Here is a 15880-nt window from a genome sequence, read left to right on the forward strand (position 1 = left end):
GCCGTCTCTATATCCGGGCACTCACTCCGACGCCGGGACAAACACCCGGATCAGGTGGGGAACCCGTACACCACTTCCAAGGACGCAACCCCGTGGTCTCCGTTCCGCCGGCTCGGAGCTGGATTGCCAGAACAGGTCTAGCCAGGCAATGACGGCAGCGCTGACGGCAACAAGGACAGACGACCACAGCGCTCAGCAGCACGCCACAGTGCCGGTGCCAGCTGGTCTGGGCCGGCTACCGGGGGGTGCCCGCATCTTCTAAGCGCCGGCTCGGTCGTGGCTGACATCACCAGATGACATCAACGGCGAACGGCCACGGAACCAGGCAGGCAGAGACCGACCACAGGCTGCCCGTGTTGGCACCTCGCTGCAGGACGGACAGAGCCTGGCGCGAACTTACAGGGCAGATGTCGGCGGTTGGAAACCGTCCACGCCCACTAGGTGCTGTTTCTCGGATCTCCTGACGTGATCATGCGTGTGGGTTGACGCTGTTCAGCATGGTTGGCCGTGGAGATCTGACGAATGCGGAGTGGGGGCGGCTGGAGCCGCTCCTGCCTCGTGGTGGTGCACGTGGCGGTCGGTGGAGCGAGCACCGGAAGGTCATCAACGGGGTGCTGTTCCGGGCCAGGACGGGGGTGCCGTGGCGAGACCTGCCGGAACGCTTCGGACCGTGGGAAACGGTCTACAAGCGGCATCGCCGCTGGTCGGCGGACGGTACGTGGGACATGCTGCTGGCGCGCGTGCAGGCGGCCGAGAACACCGAGGGCAGGATCGACTGGGATGTGTCGGTCGACTCCACGACGGCCCGGGCCCATCAGCATGCCGCCGGCGCCCGCAAGGCCGCTCCACCCGTGATTGCTCCTGAAAAGGGGCCCCACAGCGGGGCAAACCTGGGCGATCCGGCACTGGCGAGCCTGTCCGTCCGCCTGGCGGAGGTGGTCAGGCAGGCGAGTGCTTAGGCCGTTCGCGCGGCGGCTTCACCACGAAGATCCACCTGTCGGCCGACGGCCGGTGCCGTCCGCTGTCCATCGTCCTGACGCCCGGTCAACACGGCGATAGCCCGCAGTTCCAGGCCGTACTGGAGAAGATCTGCGTGCCGTGCATAGGGCCCGGCCGGCCCCGCAACCGGCCGGACAGCGTCAGCGCGGACAAGGCCTACAGCTCCCGCAACAATCGCCGCTACCTGCGGCGACGCAAGATTCGGCACAGCATCCCCGAGCCGAAGGACCACCGAGCCAACCGCCGCAGGCGGGGCTCGGCCGGCGGTCGGCCGACCGGCTTCGACAAACAGCGGTACAAGAAACGCAACGTCGTCGAGCGGGCGATCAACCGCCTCAAGAACTTCCGGGCCGTGACCACCCGCTACGACAAACGCGCCTACACCTACCTCGGAACCGTCACCGTCGCAGCCCTGGTGATCTGGCTCCGCACATGATCCAAGAAACAGGACCTAGCCCCAGCGCATGGCAAAGGCCCAGGTCATCCGGTATGAGTCCGGAGACCTGGGCCTTGATCTTTTGCCGTCCGTGAGGCCGTGCCACTCACGCGCCGGATGGATCGGCGTCGGACCCCTTCACCCGCCGGGTCCCGTCGTCCACGTGCCCCACGATCTCGTGGTCGCGGCCGTTGACCAGGTGCTGACAGATCAGCGCGGCCCGCACCGACGAGTGCCCCATGCGGTGCATCAGCTCCCGCGTGGAGGCCCTGCCCGTCGCGGCGACGGTCTTGCGAGGTGGACGCGCCGGGTGCCGTGCTCGATGAAGATCAGGGCGTACAGGCGCTTGAGTGAGACGGTGTCGAGGTGCAGGAGGCCTGCGGCGATGACGCCGTGGACCTGGACGGTGAGGAACTGGCGCCAGGTCGGGCCGGAGCGTTGCGGGGCAGGGTCGATACAGGCGGCATGAAGGATTTCCCAGACTGTGGATCGGGCGATCGGGTAGCCGAGGCAGGCGAGTTCGCCTTGTGTTCGGCGGTGGTCCCAGCTGCTGTTTTCGCGGGCCAAGGGCAGGATGAGCCGCTTGACGGCCGGGGCGATGGATGGGCTGCCGGGGCGACGGTGCTGGGCGAAGGTCCATCTGCGGTTGACGAGTTGCCGATGCCGGCGCAGCAGTGCGGTCGGGGTGACTCCGAAGACCTCGTGCCATCGCCCGGGTGGGACCACCCACGACAGCACGGCCGGCCAGATCCGCTCGCGACGGTGACGGAGGTGGGGTTGCCGTTCACGGTCGCGGTGAACGTACCGGCGGCGTAGGTGTGGGTGGTCTGCCCGCTCCCGGTGGCGTCCAGGGCAACGGTGACCGTGGAGCTGCCGTCCCCGAAGTCCACCACCGCTGTCCCGTTCGGAGTGCCCCCGGAAATGCTGAACGTCACCGATTGCTCGCACTTCGGCGACGTGGGTGAGGTCGTCACCGTCAATGGCGAAATCTCCGTCACGTTCGCCGAATTGGCGTTGGTGACGTAGACGTTGCTGTTCTGCGCCGCCGCCACCGAGAACGGGAACGCGCCGGCGGGGACCGTGGCCAGGACAGCGTTAGTGGCACTGTCGATCACCGTCACGTTGTTCGAATTTGAGTTGCCGACGTAGACCTTGCCGGTCGGCGCCACCGCTATCCCGAACGGGCCCCCGCCGGTGGCGACGGTCGCCAGGACGGTGTTCGTGGCACTGTCGATCACCGTCACGTTGTTGGAAACGGTGTTGGTGACGTAGACATTGCCGTTCGGCGCCACCGCGAACACCCCCGGGACCGTCCCGGCGGGGACGGTGGCCAGGACGGTGTTGGTGGCGCTGCTGATCACCGTCACGTTGTTCGAGGTCTGGTTGGCGATGTAGACGTTGCCGTTCTGCGCCACCGCCGCCGCGCCCGGGAACCCGCCGGAGGGGAGGGTGGTCAGGACGGTGTTCGTGGTGCTGCTGATCACCGTCACGGTGCCGTCGTTTCGGTTGGCGACGTAGACGTTGCCGTTCTGCGCCACCGCCACCGCGTCCGGGACCGTGCCGACGGGGACGGTGGCCAGGACCGCGTTCGTGGCACTGTCGATCACCGTCACGTTGTTCGACGTCGAGTTGGCGACGTAGACGCGGCCGTTGGGCGCCACCGCCAACGCGAACGGGCCCCCGCCGGTGGGGACAGTGGCCAGGACCGTGTTACTGGTGCTGTCGATCACGGTTACGTTGCTCGAGCCTTGGTTGGTGACGTAGACGTTGCCGTTCGCCGCCACCGCAATCATGGCCGGGTCCGAGCCGACGGGGACGGTGGCCAGGACGGTGTTCGTGGTGCTGCTGATCACCGTCACGTTGGCCGAATTGGCGTTGCCGACGTAGACGTTGCCGTTCGGCGCCACCGCCGCCCCCAGCGGGGTCGTGCCCGCCGGGATCGTCACCGTGGAGAACGCCGCGCTCAACGGCGCGGCCACACGCGCCTGCACAGCGGGCACCTCAGATCCGTCCGCGGGGTTCAAGCGAGTGTGGGGCAGGTCTTTATGTGTTGCTGCGGAGGCGTGAGGAGCAGCGGTGGGCAGGAGGGCGAGGGAAAGCACTGCCAGGATGACGCTCAACCGGGTGAGCGACTGGTGCCGTGCGCTACGGCGTAAGTCTGCGAAGAAGCCGCCGGATATGAGCGCAGGGGGGATGAGGGACACTGTTCCTCCAGGCCGGTCGGCTCTTGGGAGCCGTCATGATGAATTGCGACGGCCGAGCAGTAATGAGAGCCCGGCCGTCCGTCAATGCACATCCTTTGGGCCGCCATGGTGCTCTGCCAGCCGGAATGCTCTGAACGTGATCGCTTCCCGGGACCTTCTCTCATGAACTCAGAAATGTTTCTGTTGCGCTTCACGCAGCGTCATCGTGGACGTCTCATGGGCGCAGACAGCGCCGCGACGGCCAGGAGCAGCCCCGCCTGATACCCAGCGGCGTTCGGCCGGGGAGCTGATCTCAGTCGTGGTCTCATTCGCATGCGTTCAGCCCCGTCCCGACGAGTCCCGCCGCCGGGCCCGCAAGTCCGCCGCTCTGGCGCCGGGTGAGGCTTGACTACTGACCTAGACGATCATGAAGCAGCGCCACGCGGTAAGACTTTCTCTACTTCAAGGCACCCGGCGTCGCTCACGCTCCGGCCCGGCGCGCGGCCAGCGTACGGGCCTCGACCTCTCGCCCCATGGCAGCTCCAGCCCAAAGCCTCTCCGCGCCGCCGCCCGCACTGTACAGTGCCGACGCCGGGGGGTGATTATGAACGATCCCGCTAAGGGGTGACGGGTTCTTCAGGAAGTTCATGTCCCACATAGGCTTTTCGTCACAAATCTAGCGTAGATGGGTCTCGATGTCGTACGTAGCCACGACGCTCGCCAGTGCCGAAACGCCGGCGGAGCACCTCCAGCTGGCGGTCTTCACGACGATGGCCGCAGCCTTCTTCATTTGGACGGGGCGGAGGCAGCGTCGCACCGGCCGGAGCGTTATCGCCCCGAACGAGACGATGAGAACCGTCGATACGCTGGTCCCGCCATGGCCGCCAAGCCGTGGCAACCGACTCGCTGGTTGCTTCTGGATCGGACTCGGCGGCGTTTTCACCTTGCCGGCGATATTCAACTTCGTCGCAGCCGCCTACAAGTTCTTCGGCTGAGCCGTTGGGCGGCCGCTTGTGCCTCCGGCAACTTGGCGCCGCACAAAGAGAAGTACAAGAACCTCCACAACCACTGTTATCCCCCTATGCCCGAGATGGCTGACCGACGCGCCAGGGAACCTGGATCGTCACGCCCGTCGCGTCCAGGGGATCGGGCGTGCCACAGCCGCACCGGGTAAGGCGGTACCGAGCGGGGACCCACGGGGAACAGCACTGACGGCGTCGCTTTGCCGCAGGTCGGCGTCCGCCCAGGTGAGGCAGGGTCCGCAGCCTCAGTCTTCCAACCTGGTGACCGTCGAGGCCTGCGCCTACGATGCCCTCCACCTCGATACGCTGGCCGGCCGCCATATGCTCGGGTAGTGACCGAGCACGCGCTTCTCCGGAGACTGGACAGAGCCCTCGACTGGGCATCATTGATCCCGACAGGCCTCCTGCTCTTCGTCGGCATACGGGAATTTCGCAACGGAGGGTCCGTGGGATGGCTGATCCTCGGGGTACTGCTGGTTTTGACCAGCGCCTGGAGGATCTACCGCGGGATGTCTCGCCAACGCAAGCAGACCGCCGAGTCGCCGTAGGCATACGGCAGCGACGTACAGCAACCTCGGCGGCGTTTCACGCCCCGCAAGTGCGCACAGCGGCCTTGAGGTGACCGGCACAGCCTCCATCGACCGACCCAGATCTGGCTACGGATCAGAAGGTCATGAGGGGGGTGGTGTCGGAGCCATTCGGCGTCCCGGGACCACGGGGGTCCGGGGATTCCTATCCGGCCACCCCCCTTGGCCGCCGTGCTCCTCGTCGGAAGCATCGAACCGGCGCACACTGAGAAGCGAAGATAGCGCCACCCACTGACACCCCGAACCGAAGCCGCGACCCCACGCTCATCGCGCTGATCTCCTTCGAGGCTTCGACACTTCGAAGATCAGCCGGTGGCCGTTTGTCTATGCGGGCACCAACCCGGACGCCGGAGCAAACCCCCGCATCAGGTCCAACCGGCTACACCACTTCCAAGGACGCAACCCGACCCTGCGCCGACCGCGGAGCAGCTCGTCGACCGAGCCGTGGGGTACAGGCCCCTCGCGCTCCGAAGCCTGTCGGATCGCGGTTGAGGCTTGCGCCGGGTCATACTTGACGACTGCCGCCAATGGCAGACCCCACGGCTGGCTCGAGTCCGCAGCCGGCCCTACTCGGCGTCGTGTGCCTCGATCAGGTCGAGGTCGCGGACGCAGAAGCGGTGGTGCTCGAAGGTCTCGTTGAGCACCGTGCCGAGGCACTGCCGCACCGAGCGGCCCCGGGCGTACGGCGGCCAGACATCGTCGTCGGGCACCGGCGCTCGCGCTGCGAGCTGCACAGCGGTGACCTCGTCGAGCCAGGCCTCGAGCTCGGCGGCCTGTGCGTCACGCACGCTCACGATCTCGTCGAGGGCCGGATCGAGCGAGAGGTCGAGCCCGTGCGCTCCGCGGTAGGGCTCGGCGGTCGTCCCGATGCCCATCGGCGTGAACAGCTCGGTCGAGCCCAGGCAGCAGCGGCGGAACCACGAGTCGTGGACGAAGACCAGGTGGCGCATCGTCTGCACCGCCGACCACTCTTCGTTGACGCTGCGGCGCTCGATGCCGGGCGTACGGCGGATTCGCTCGATCGTCGCGGCCCAGTCGGCATGGAGCTGACGCGATGCCTCGCGCAGGTCGGCAGGGTCCTCGGAGCGGATCAGCGCCCGCACCGGATGACGCCGGTCGAGCTCCGCCTCGACGTACTCGGTGACCTCGACACCGTTCACCACGAGGTTGGTGATGAGCCCGTCGATCACGGCATCCTGCATGACGACGCCGATCAGGCGTGCCCCGGTCAGATCGCACTCGCGGAACTCCGCACCGTGCAGATCCTCGTCCACATACCTCGTCATGCTCCGCATGGTAGGTCCGAGCACCGACAAGCCGGCATCCCCGGGCCGTGACCTACGGGACACGGTCATGAGGCGATCGCTACGCGGTAGGACTTTCTCTACTTCATCAAGGCACCCAGCCTCGCTCACGCTCATGCGCGGTGGCCGTCTGCACGGGGTACCGGTCGCGGCAGGCTGCCCGCGGGGCTCTACGATCCCCCGGTGAGCTACGACATCTACTTCGTGCGCCGCGACGAGGGCCAGTCATGGGCCGAAGCCCTCGAAACCCTGGAAGTCGATGACGCGACCTTTGATGAAGGTGCGGATGCACTTGTCCCCGCGGAACTGCTCGATGCCTGGGACCGTATCGTTCCGCAGGCACGCACGCTGCTGGGCGAGGTGCAACTCTTCGAGACCGGAGAGTCCTACGAGCTGACGCATGACAGTACCGGGATACAGCTCTCGATATTTGGGGATGACGTCACGATCACAGTGCCCTACTGGCACTCGGGCGAGAATGCCGCGCGCATTCTCGGACAGGTCTACTCACTGTCGGTGGTAGTCGAGGTGGAGACAGGCCTCGAAGCCTACGATCCACAGGCGGAGGCGCCATTGTCCGAAATGTCACCCCAGCACGGCAGCGTCGTTATGTCCACGATCGCTGACGACCTACGACATCGCGGCTTCTAAGCAACCCTGTTGGCCGTCGACACCCGTACGTTCCCTCCAATGACGCTGCGGACGGACCGCCGCCGACGACGCCCCAAAGGTTGTGCGACATGGATCAAGAGACGGAAACAGTCGACAACAGAGCTCGACGCCTTCATTCAATTCTCACGCGCAAGCAAATCGCAATCCTTGCCGCAGTCCCCGCAATATTCATTTCGGCCATTCTCTTCATCAACTCCCACAAGGTGCATTCCGACGGCCCTCGGGCGGGGAGCGCAGAATGCTCCGACATCGTCGACCGTTCCCCCGACACAGTTGACTCCGAATCCCGCGATTGGGTCATTGGGAATGGTGTTGCGTCTTGGGGAAACAGCACGACAGTTCTTCGCTGCGGGGTCAACGAAACGGGACCCACCGTCGATCTTTGCATCAGCGTCGACGGTGTCGATTGGGTGCTCGACGAAAAACATCTGAATGCAACCGGGGTGAGCATTCTGACTGCGTACGGGCGCTCCCCGGAGGTTCAGATCACCTACTCGGGACCGCGGGAAAATGTCGGTGGAGTTCTCGTTGACATTGGTGATTCCGTCTCGCGGATAAAGCAGGAGAGGAAATGTATCGGCTACGGAGAAGGTCTCTAGCCGTACGAGGCCGAGCACTTCCTGTGTGATGCGTCAGCGGGATCGATCGGTGCCCGAGTGTCCAAACGCGCTGCGACGGCCCAGCACCGAGGCGCGCAGCCACGGACGCCAGCGGACCGTTCTCGCGGTCGGGAACGGTGCAGTCGCAGGTCGCGAGGTCCGCGCGCATTGGTTCGTGACGCAGAACTCTCAGCGGCGTTCACTCGGGCGACAGTGATGGCTCGTCACTGATCCTCATATCTTCCCCCAGACCAGGACCAATCGATGTCCGTCGAGACCTCGGCCGAAGTCCGCGAGGAACCGCGGGGCGAACTCGGGCCAGTTCCAGAACTCGAAGCCGAGGTAGCCGAACGCGAAGTAGTCGTCAGCCCAGGCCCAGGCGCGCAGATCGGAGGCGGTCCCGCAGTGCCTGCACGTGACCGTCGCCTCTCCGGTCGCGCGCCAAGTGTTGAAGGCTTCGTCGAACGGCTCACTCGCGCCTTCGACGGGGTCCCAGACCTCGGTGAAGAAGTCGGTCCGGCTCGCGCACCGCGGGCAGGTCGCGTACTGCGCTTCGCCCTGGCCGCCGTGGAAGATCGTGCGTCCGGTCTTGATCTTCAGTCCGTCCGTCGGCGCCCAGTCTGCCTGGATGACCGCCTTCGTCCAGCGCTCCCCGGGCGGGTTGCCCAACCGCGCCCCGAGGACGCAGTCGGTGCGTTCGGCCCGCACGATTCCCTCGCTCACGAGCCAGTCGAGTGCGCGGCCGGCGAGCATCGACGCCTCATCGGCGGTGGCGTCGATGTCGACGACGGTTTGGAAGTGATCACCCATGACGCAGACGATAGGACCTGCTGGTGCAGTGCAGCAGCGAGGTGCAGCAACCACAGCAACCGTCTCGTCCGGTGACGCGCTCAGGTGGCCATGGCCCGTCCGCTCGCTGACGGGGGGTCCGTAGCCGACGCTCACCGGGTGGACGGCCCGCGGCGCGCGGACTCATCGGTGCTGCGGAATCGCGCCGGCACCGCGGCCGGTATCCCCGCACGACGACTCATCGACGACCCCGACGAGACGGTCCACGCCCACCAGTGAGAAGACCCCCGGCCGGTCATGGCTGGGGGTCTTCTCCGTCCGGATCCGGCATCGCCGGCCACGCTCACTCATGGCCGGGACACCTGCCCGATCACCTCCAGGGCGTGCCGTTGAGCGGGCGCCCCGGACCGCGGCCCGGCGCTCCGGTCGGTACCTGCGGTGCGGTGCTCAGGCCGTCAGCGGGCTGGTTCACCGCGCCCGGCGCCCCCGTCGGCATCTGCGGTGCGGTGCTGAGGCCGTCAGTCGGCTGGTTCACCGCGCCCGGGGCCTGCGAGAGCCCGTTGGCCCACAGCTGGTCGACACGCGAGCGCTCGGTGGCGTCCGGGTAGCGGTTGGTGCAGGACGGACCGGGGCCGCCGCCCGACATCAGCTCACTGCACGGCCCGCTGTAGTTGTCCGGCAGGCCCAGCACGTGCCCGGTCTCGTGGGTGACGACGCGGATCGAGTCGTCCTGCTTGTTCTGGGTGTAGTCGAGGAAGATGTAGCCGCTGCCGTGGCCGTTGGTGGAGGCGTAGGAACCGCGCTGGTCGTTGCCCTCGTAGTAGGAGAAGTCGGCACCGCTCGACGCCTCCTGGAGCTTGACGTTGGACTCGGAGCTGTTCCAGATCGAGGCCGCGCTCGATATCTGCGAACGGAAGCTCGGCGCATGGGAGGCGTCGTAGTAGACGGTCACCGCCTGCGCGTTGGGCTGGGCGGCGCGCTTCTCGGCGACCGACTTGTACACGGCCTCGAAGAACGCCTTGTTGTTGGCGGCCTCTTGACCCGACCCGTCGTACCGCGCCTCGGAGGTACCGGCGGAAACCAACGGGGCGGTGGCCGTCCGGGCGCTTGCCGGCACCGCCGCGAACAGCGCGCCGGAGGCCAGACCCACGCCGGCAGCGAGGGCGAGGAGCTTCGCGGACTTTCGGGACGTGTTCATGCGAGGGCTCCTACTCACTCGGTGACGCCGAGCGCCCGGTGTGCGGTCGACTCCGCGTGAACACCGGTTCCGAACTGCAGCGACGTCGTGTGGGCGTCATTGTTAGGACGGCTCGACGGGGAGCGCAAAGGGTCCCTGCAACTACGTTGCCTCGTAGGTCCGAGGACCTCGCCAGGGCAGCACGCGGGTCTGCGGTCCGCACACGGCGGCGGGAGGAATAGCTGCCGTGGCGTCAGAAGCCTTACGCCGTAGGGCAGCAGGCGTACGCTTCGGCCGGGAGGATCCCGGGTCACGCGGCGAGGTCAACATTCGGGCAAAGAGGGGCAAATGCCTGGATGTCCGCCATGCCGTATCTACTAAGCGCGCCGGTTGATTGGCGAAGTGCTGTGACCGATGTCATAGAATATGGGCTTCTGTTTCCTTCGCGCTCCACCGGCCCCGAGCCGGCCCCCGGGGAGTCACCCCAGGCGCCGGGCGGCATCCCTCGCTGCTGAGCCGCCGCCGCTCAGCCCTGATCAAGAGGGAATCCGGGACCACCGTGCAGCGGCGACAAGGCACTCGCCCGGTCCCCACTACCGCGATACAGCCGGCCCGCACGGCCCCGGCAACACGGCCGGGTGAGGTGTGAGGTCGGCTGTCAGAGCTCGATGGGAGTGTCCTGCCATGCAAGACGCACTCTTCGACTTGCCGGAGCCACCTCCGGAGCACGCCGTGATCGCCCGCTTCCAATTGGGCGGCGACGACTTCGGCGAGCCTGACCAGTGGTCGCTGGTCTTTGAGGCCGAGCGGTCGATGAGGGCCGCGGTCGAGGCCGCGCATGCCGGGGAGGTCGACGGCAACGAGTTCGGTGGCGGTGAGGCTGCGATCTTCGCCTACGGCCCTGACGCGAAGGCTCTGTACCAGGTGATGGAGCCTGCCTTGCGCGCCCTGCCGTTCCGGCCGGCACACGTCGAGTTGCGCTACGGAGAACCCGCCGACGATGTGGAGAGAGAGCGTATCGATCTATAGCTCCGCGCTCCCGCGCCGCGGCCGGCGACTGCGAAGCAGCCCGGCTCCGTCGCGGCCGACATCACCGGATGACTGCGCGGACGGGCGAGGGAACGGTCAGTCTTCGGCCCCGGCCGCCGGCTTCTGCCACGGCCACCGCCCGGTGATCTCGAGCTCGAGAGAGAAGCTGAGGAAGGTGCGGATGCCCACGATCAGGGCCAGCACTCCGACGCTGGAGTACGTCGGTGCCACGGCGACCGTACGGACGATGTCGCCGGCCACGAGGAACTCCAGCCCCAGCAGGATCGACCGCCCCACGCGACGGCGGTAGCCGCGGTACACACCCGCCTGTCGGCGACCGAGCCGGAGAGCCGCGAGAACGGTCGCAAAGAGCGTTCCCACGACTATGACGGCCACGCCCGCGGCGTCAACGGCTCGACCGACCAGCTCCACGGTGTGTTGGAGCTCCACGGCATCCCCTCTCGCGCCGACCCGGATCCGCTCGTCCGCGGTCCGCGACCGCGTGACTTCCGGACGGACGCGATCGCCGGTCCCCGGTCGCGGGCTCCTCAGTTCATTCCGTCGAGCACTTCGTCAGTCGACAGCAACGCATGGGCGAAGAAGCGGTAGTTGATGATCGCCGCCTGATAGCCGTCTCCCCAGACCGGGTGCCGGGGTCCGGCCGTCGCATCCCTGACCACGGCGACCTCGAATCCCTCCTCGATGAGGTGACGCATATGGGACTCGACGCACATGTTCGCCAGCATCCCGCCAAGAACAATCCTCTGAATTCCCCGCTTACGAAGTTGCAGCACCAGGTCGTTGCTTTCCGGTCCGAACACCTTGTGCGGACTGGCGACCACCGTTCTGCCGTCCTCGATGTAGGGCTTGAAGCGCTCCAGCCAGTCCGCCCCGGAGTTCCGGAACCCCGTCAGATCGAGCTGTCCCGCCCGTGCGAACGTGTGGGTCTCGAGCTCGCTCGTCTCGAGCGGCCCGTTCATTCGCCATCCGCTGTCGGTCGGGTAGAAGTAATGGGGCGAGATGAAGACCTCATATCCGCCCGCCTTCGCCGCCTCGAAGATTCTCTCCATGTTCTCGACGGTCCGGTTCTCCGTGACGCTCGCCCCCACCGCGTCCCAGTTCGCTCCGTCCTCGCTCAGTACGTCGTTCTGTGGGTCAATGAACACGACCGCCGTATCGGTCTTCTTGATCTCCACCTGACGCTCCTCACGCGATGACGAAGGACCGGTGCGATAGGTATTCGATAAAGCGGATGTCCTTCCGAGGCGCAATCCGGTCCGGCGACGTGAGATCTCTTCCTGAGCCGGTGCGGCGGATTGTTCCGGCACCGGGCGGCATCACTCGAGTGCCGTACTCACCTTCGGGGTGTGCCCGCAGGAGGCGCTGCCCCGATCATTCGGGCCTCCATTCCACTTTGCCCCATCGCGGGACGTTCCGCATCGGTGAATTGCCGCACCTCGGGCGCGCCGGTGGTGACGCGGAACCACCCGGGTATCGCCGGCGTTGCCCCGCCGCCCGGGCTTGGGGGCCGTCCCGCCGGTACGCCTAGTCGAGCACGAGCACGAGCACGCTGAGCACGAGCAACCCGAGCGAAAACAGAAGGGTCGTTGCCGAGCCGACCACGAAGAGGAGCGCCACTCTGCCGTTCCCCACGTGGTCGGGGGTCATCACGTTGACGGGTTCCCGCGGATCGTAGACCACCTCGACCACGCCGCCCACGCGGGCGGGCGCGAAGTTGAACGGCCCGATCGTCGTGCGTACGCCCTCACCGCCGTCCGCCGTGAACTGGATCATGAGCATTACGCTTCCGTTCGGCCCTCCTCCGATGTTCACGCACGTCGCCCGGGTCCGGACCCCGCGCTTGCGCAGCGCACGGCCTCCCTGGAGGATGCGCCACGAGAACCACAGGACAAGAGCCGACACAGCGGCCAGCGCAATTGACAGACCGAGCACTTCATCCCCCCGGATACCGGCCGGAACAGCCGCCCGGCTGCAGTGGCCCGCACATCGCTCAACCACCGATGGTCACTTTAGATGCGTTGACCCGCACACGCCACAAGGTGATCCACGGGCCCCACGCACCACGCCGAGCCCTTGTCACTGCCCCGGCGAGAACCGCCGGGCCCGGGTCAGATGACGGTGAGCGTCAGGACCGCCGTGTACGTACCGGGCGGCGTGGAGGTCGGTGCGTCGAGGTCGAGCCCGGCTCCGGCGTCCGCGGTGCCGGGGCCGATTCCGGTGGCCAGCGTCCGTGACTCCTTGAGCCCGTTGCCGTCGCCGCGTACGACCGGGGCGCCCGGCGTGACGGACGGGACGTTGCCGGGGTCGACGATCGCGGGTGCCCAGGTCAGGCTGCTGCCGTCGATGACGCTTCCGGCCGGGCCGGTGAAGTCGCCGACCCGGCCCGAGGCCGTCCAGCCGACGTTGCCGAGGCGGGTGTCGGTGACCGTGACCGGGGTCATCCGCCCCGAGGTGTGGAGGAACTCGCCCGACGGGTCGAGCACGGGACCGGGCAACTCGACGTGCGGGTCGCCCTCGACGGAGATCAGCAGCGCCCCGGGCTCGAGGGACGTCGTGATCGACTGCGTCCCGCCGCCAGGAGCGGCGCCGTCGCACACGGGACCGCCCACCCGGTCGCAGGCGGACGGATAAGGAGCCGTGGTCGCCAGTGCGTTGGTGCCGTCGGTGGAGAAGGTGGGGTTGCCGCAGCTCTTGACGTCGATGTCCTGGACGTCGACGCCCGGGATCTTGCGGACCTGGTCCAGACCCGCCTGCACGAGATTGACGGGCAGCGGCGAGTAGCCGAGCTTGTCCACGTACCGCTGCCCCTGGCAGAGGAAGTAGTACGCGAAGGCGCCGAGGGTCCTGCCCTTCTGGACGGTGAAGTTCGACTCCGCCCTGGTCGGGACGATCATGTAGCTGTAGCTCGAGAGCGGGTAGGTGCGCGGGTCCGTGTCGTCGTAGACCTCGCCGAGGTTCTGCGTCAGATGGCCGGGCGAGGAACCGTCCTCGTCGATCCGCGCCTTCAGCAGCGCCACCGCCACGCTCCGCGCGGTGGGCTCGACGTAGTACCCGGCCTTGTTGAGCACCTTGGCGACCGGGGATTGGGTCGTGGACGCCGCGTACGAGTACTCGACGTACGTGATGGTGCCCACGTTGCGGGTCTGCGCCACGTAGCCGGCGACGCCGTTCGAGCCCGCCTGCCTGACGAAGGGGCTGTCCCACACCCTCGGGTAGTTCGAGGTCGTCCCGCAGGGGGTGCTGCGGCCGGCCCGGCCGCAGTAGTCGTCCCACAGCGACGGGTACTGCTTGCTCATCCAGGTGCTGAACTGCGCCGTGGTGCCGGATCCGTCGGAACGCACCACCGGGACGACCGGACGGGCGGGCAGCACGGAGGCGAGCGCCGGGTTGTCGGCCTTGATTGCCGGGTCGTTCCAGGTCTTGATGACACCGGTGAAGATCTTGGCGATGACCTCGCCGGACAGCCGCAGATCGGTCACCCGCTTGCCAGCGATGGTGAGGTTGTACATGAACGACGTGCCGCCGGCCGCGATCGGCAGGTACGCGTACTCGCGGCGCGGAGGGGTGTCGACGGCGCCCGAGCCCGCGACACCGTAAGGGATCTCGGAGACGGCGAAGTCGACCGTGCCGTTGCGGAACTGGTCGCGGCCGTCCGAGGAGCCGGTCCCGTTGTAGAGGACCTTGATGTTGTCCATCCGGACGTTGGCCGCCCATTGGTCCATCGCGTTCTGGCTCCATGTGGAGCCGGCACCCGAGATCGGGACGTACGTCGCGGCGGCCGCCGGTGTGGCGCCGAACAGGAGGGCGGCCAAAAGGGAGAGAGCGGCGACGGCTCTCAGGCGTGCGAAGCGTACCGGGGGCGATCCGGGCATGGCTGATGACTCCTGGTCGGTGTGGAAGAGTGCGGGCCGTGGTGGTGGGGCGGTCACCCGGCGCCCGGGGCGGTGGTTGCGGACCCGAGGTGGGCTCGCCCGCTCATGCGCTCGGCGTCCCGGCACGCTCCGGTGCCGCCGACCGCCGACCGGGTCCCCTGAACCATCGCTCCCCCTTGTCACGGAGCACGGTGTCCGTGCCCGGAGCGCGATCGAGGACCCCCTGAACCTTGATCACATCGCGCAAGAATGCGCGCGTGGCCGCAACCCGGGTCGACCGGCGGGTGAAGGCCGAACAGCGAACGCACCAACGCAGGGGTGGGCCGACCGGACGGAGGGGCCGCCGTCCCCCTGTTTCCGGTGCGTCCGCGTCGGGCGTGACGGGCCCGTCGCAGAGGCGCCCGTTCCGGCCGGCTTCGCGGGCCACGGTCAGGACGACCGGCGCGCCGTCGGAAAGGCGGTACGGCTCGTTCGTGGTGGGCACGCCGGGGGTCGGATCACCGAAGGTGCGGGTGTCGGGGCGGCCGCGGAACGCATGCATGGATCAACCGGGAAGCGCCGGGTCAGGTCCCGAGGCAACCCGGACCGCGACCACTGGGACCACCGGGACCAGGCCCTGCCGGTCGTCAGCCGCCGGGACGGGTGCCACGCCGTATGTCATCCGGCTGCGCGCCCGGGGCGTTCCGGCAGTCCGGCCCCAGCGCACGGCAAAGGCCCAGGTCATCCGGTATGACTCCGGATGGCCTGGGCCTTGGGCTACCGCCCTGCGCGACGGGCGCCGGTACGGCCGGTGCCCCTCGCACCCGTCAGTACTGCTCGGTCTCCACGAAACCGGCGTCAGCGCTGTCGTCCGCGCCGAAGGCGGCGGCGGTCGGGTCGAATCCGGGCGGGCTGTCCTTCAGGGCCAGGCCCAGGCCGGCCAGCTTCGCCTTGACCTCGTCGATCGACTTCGCACCGAAGTTGCGGATGTCGAGCAGGTCGGCCTCGGAGCGTGCCAGGAGCTCACCCACCGAGTGAACTCCCTCGCGCTTGAGGCAGTTGTAGGAACGGACGGTGAGCTCGAGCTCCTCGATCGGCAGCGCCATGTCGGCGGCGAGGGCGGCGTCCGTCGGGGACGGGCCCATGTCGATGCCCTCGGCGTCGACGTTCAGCTCGCGGGCGAGACCGAACAGCTCGACGAGGGTCTTGCC

Annotated in this window: 13 protein-coding genes and 2 pseudogenes; 5 read left to right on the top strand and 10 right to left on the bottom strand. The window is 67.5% G+C overall.

Features of this window, described 5'->3' with window-relative positions:
• Positions 1-497: 497 nt before the first annotated feature.
• Positions 498-1435, top strand: a pseudogene (locus ACFW3D_RS40380) (IS5 family transposase).
• A 106-nt stretch (positions 1436-1541) separates the two neighbouring features.
• Here the strand turns inward: ACFW3D_RS40380 and ACFW3D_RS40385 are convergent.
• Positions 1542-1676: an integrase gene (locus ACFW3D_RS40385; protein WP_500513314.1), complete on the bottom strand. Its 135-nt coding sequence runs from the start codon at positions 1674-1676 to the stop codon at positions 1542-1544.
• Positions 1677-1764: 88 nt separating this feature from the next.
• Positions 1765-3435 carry a YVTN family beta-propeller repeat protein gene (locus ACFW3D_RS40390; RefSeq protein WP_500513316.1) on the bottom strand — a complete coding sequence of 557 codons (1671 nt, stop codon included), beginning with the start codon at positions 3433-3435 and terminating at the stop codon, positions 1765-1767.
• 878 nt (positions 3436-4313) lie between these two features.
• Here ACFW3D_RS40390 and ACFW3D_RS40395 point away from each other — a divergent pair.
• Positions 4314-4613, top strand: a complete 300-nt coding sequence (locus tag ACFW3D_RS40395) for a hypothetical protein (protein ID WP_500513318.1) — start codon at positions 4314-4316, stop codon at positions 4611-4613.
• A gap of 1180 nt (positions 4614-5793) precedes the next feature.
• Here ACFW3D_RS40395 and ACFW3D_RS40400 read toward each other — a convergent pair.
• On the bottom strand, positions 5794-6513 hold the full coding sequence (locus ACFW3D_RS40400) for a DinB family protein (protein WP_500513320.1): 720 nt from the start codon (positions 6511-6513) through the stop codon (positions 5794-5796).
• A 201-nt stretch (positions 6514-6714) separates the two neighbouring features.
• On the opposite strand from ACFW3D_RS40400, the gene ACFW3D_RS40405 reads away from it, so the two are divergent.
• Positions 6715-7182, top strand: coding sequence for a hypothetical protein (locus ACFW3D_RS40405; protein ID WP_500513322.1), 468 nt, complete (start codon positions 6715-6717; stop codon positions 7180-7182).
• 89 nt (positions 7183-7271) lie between these two features.
• A complete protein-coding gene (locus tag ACFW3D_RS40410) occupies positions 7272-7802 on the top strand; it encodes a DUF3515 family protein (protein ID WP_500513324.1) in 531 nt (176 codons plus the stop codon).
• Between the two features lie 234 nt (positions 7803-8036).
• Here ACFW3D_RS40410 and ACFW3D_RS40415 read toward each other — a convergent pair whose 3' ends face one another.
• Together ACFW3D_RS40415 and snpA are read right to left on the bottom strand one after the other, a co-directional pair.
• Entirely contained in the window at positions 8037-8612 is a 576-nt protein-coding gene (locus tag ACFW3D_RS40415; protein WP_500513326.1) for a hypothetical protein, read from the bottom strand.
• Between the two features lie 523 nt (positions 8613-9135).
• A pseudogene (gene snpA / locus ACFW3D_RS40420) lies at positions 9136-9789 on the bottom strand (snapalysin); the annotation flags it as partial.
• 663 nt (positions 9790-10452) lie between these two features.
• Here snpA and ACFW3D_RS40425 point away from each other — a divergent pair.
• Complete coding sequence (locus tag ACFW3D_RS40425) at positions 10453-10797, top strand: hypothetical protein (RefSeq protein ID WP_500513328.1); 345 nt, start codon at positions 10453-10455, stop codon at positions 10795-10797.
• A gap of 96 nt (positions 10798-10893) precedes the next feature.
• On the opposite strand, the gene ACFW3D_RS40430 is transcribed toward ACFW3D_RS40425, so the two are convergent.
• The 5 genes from ACFW3D_RS40430 to ACFW3D_RS40450 form a co-directional block, all read right to left on the bottom strand.
• Positions 10894-11247 carry a DUF1622 domain-containing protein gene (locus ACFW3D_RS40430; protein ID WP_500513330.1) on the bottom strand — a complete coding sequence of 118 codons (354 nt, stop codon included), beginning with the start codon at positions 11245-11247 and terminating at the stop codon, positions 10894-10896.
• A 98-nt stretch (positions 11248-11345) separates the two neighbouring features.
• Positions 11346-11993 (bottom strand): cysteine hydrolase family protein, encoded by a 648-nt coding sequence (locus ACFW3D_RS40435; protein ID WP_500513332.1) that lies wholly within the window; start codon positions 11991-11993, stop codon positions 11346-11348.
• 349 nt (positions 11994-12342) lie between these two features.
• Positions 12343-12591, bottom strand: coding sequence for a hypothetical protein (locus tag ACFW3D_RS40440; protein WP_500513334.1), 249 nt, complete (start codon positions 12589-12591; stop codon positions 12343-12345).
• Between the two features lie 335 nt (positions 12592-12926).
• Positions 12927-14690: a phosphate ABC transporter substrate-binding protein PstS gene (pstS, locus tag ACFW3D_RS40445; RefSeq protein ID WP_500513336.1), complete on the bottom strand. Its 1764-nt coding sequence runs from the start codon at positions 14688-14690 to the stop codon at positions 12927-12929.
• 806 nt (positions 14691-15496) lie between these two features.
• On the bottom strand, positions 15497-15880 hold a 384-nt coding region (locus ACFW3D_RS40450), incomplete at its 5' end, for a DNA-directed RNA polymerase subunit alpha C-terminal domain-containing protein (RefSeq protein WP_500513338.1).

The sequence above is a fragment of the Streptomyces sp. NPDC058864 genome (assembly GCF_042742985.1).
Taxonomy (GTDB): domain Bacteria; phylum Actinomycetota; class Actinomycetes; order Streptomycetales; family Streptomycetaceae; genus Actinacidiphila.

Bases quoted from the DNA above. Each gene is read 5' to 3' on its own strand.
- ACFW3D_RS40385 (WP_500513314.1), bottom strand. From the start codon at position 1,676: ATGGGGCACTCGTCGGTGCGGGCCGCGCTGATCTGTCAGCACCTGGTC.
- ACFW3D_RS40395 (WP_500513318.1), top strand. From the start codon at position 4,314: ATGTCGTACGTAGCCACGACGCTCGCCAGTGCCGAAACGCCGGCGGAG.
- ACFW3D_RS40400 (WP_500513320.1), bottom strand. From the start codon at position 6,513: ATGACGAGGTATGTGGACGAGGATCTGCACGGTGCGGAGTTCCGCGAG.
- ACFW3D_RS40410 (WP_500513324.1), top strand. From the start codon at position 7,272: ATGGATCAAGAGACGGAAACAGTCGACAACAGAGCTCGACGCCTTCAT.
- ACFW3D_RS40415 (WP_500513326.1), bottom strand. From the start codon at position 8,612: ATGGGTGATCACTTCCAAACCGTCGTCGACATCGACGCCACCGCCGAT.
- ACFW3D_RS40425 (WP_500513328.1), top strand. From the start codon at position 10,453: ATGCAAGACGCACTCTTCGACTTGCCGGAGCCACCTCCGGAGCACGCC.
- ACFW3D_RS40440 (WP_500513334.1), bottom strand. From the start codon at position 12,591: ATGATCCAGTTCACGGCGGACGGCGGTGAGGGCGTACGCACGACGATC.
- pstS (WP_500513336.1), bottom strand. From the start codon at position 14,690: ATGCCCGGATCGCCCCCGGTACGCTTCGCACGCCTGAGAGCCGTCGCC.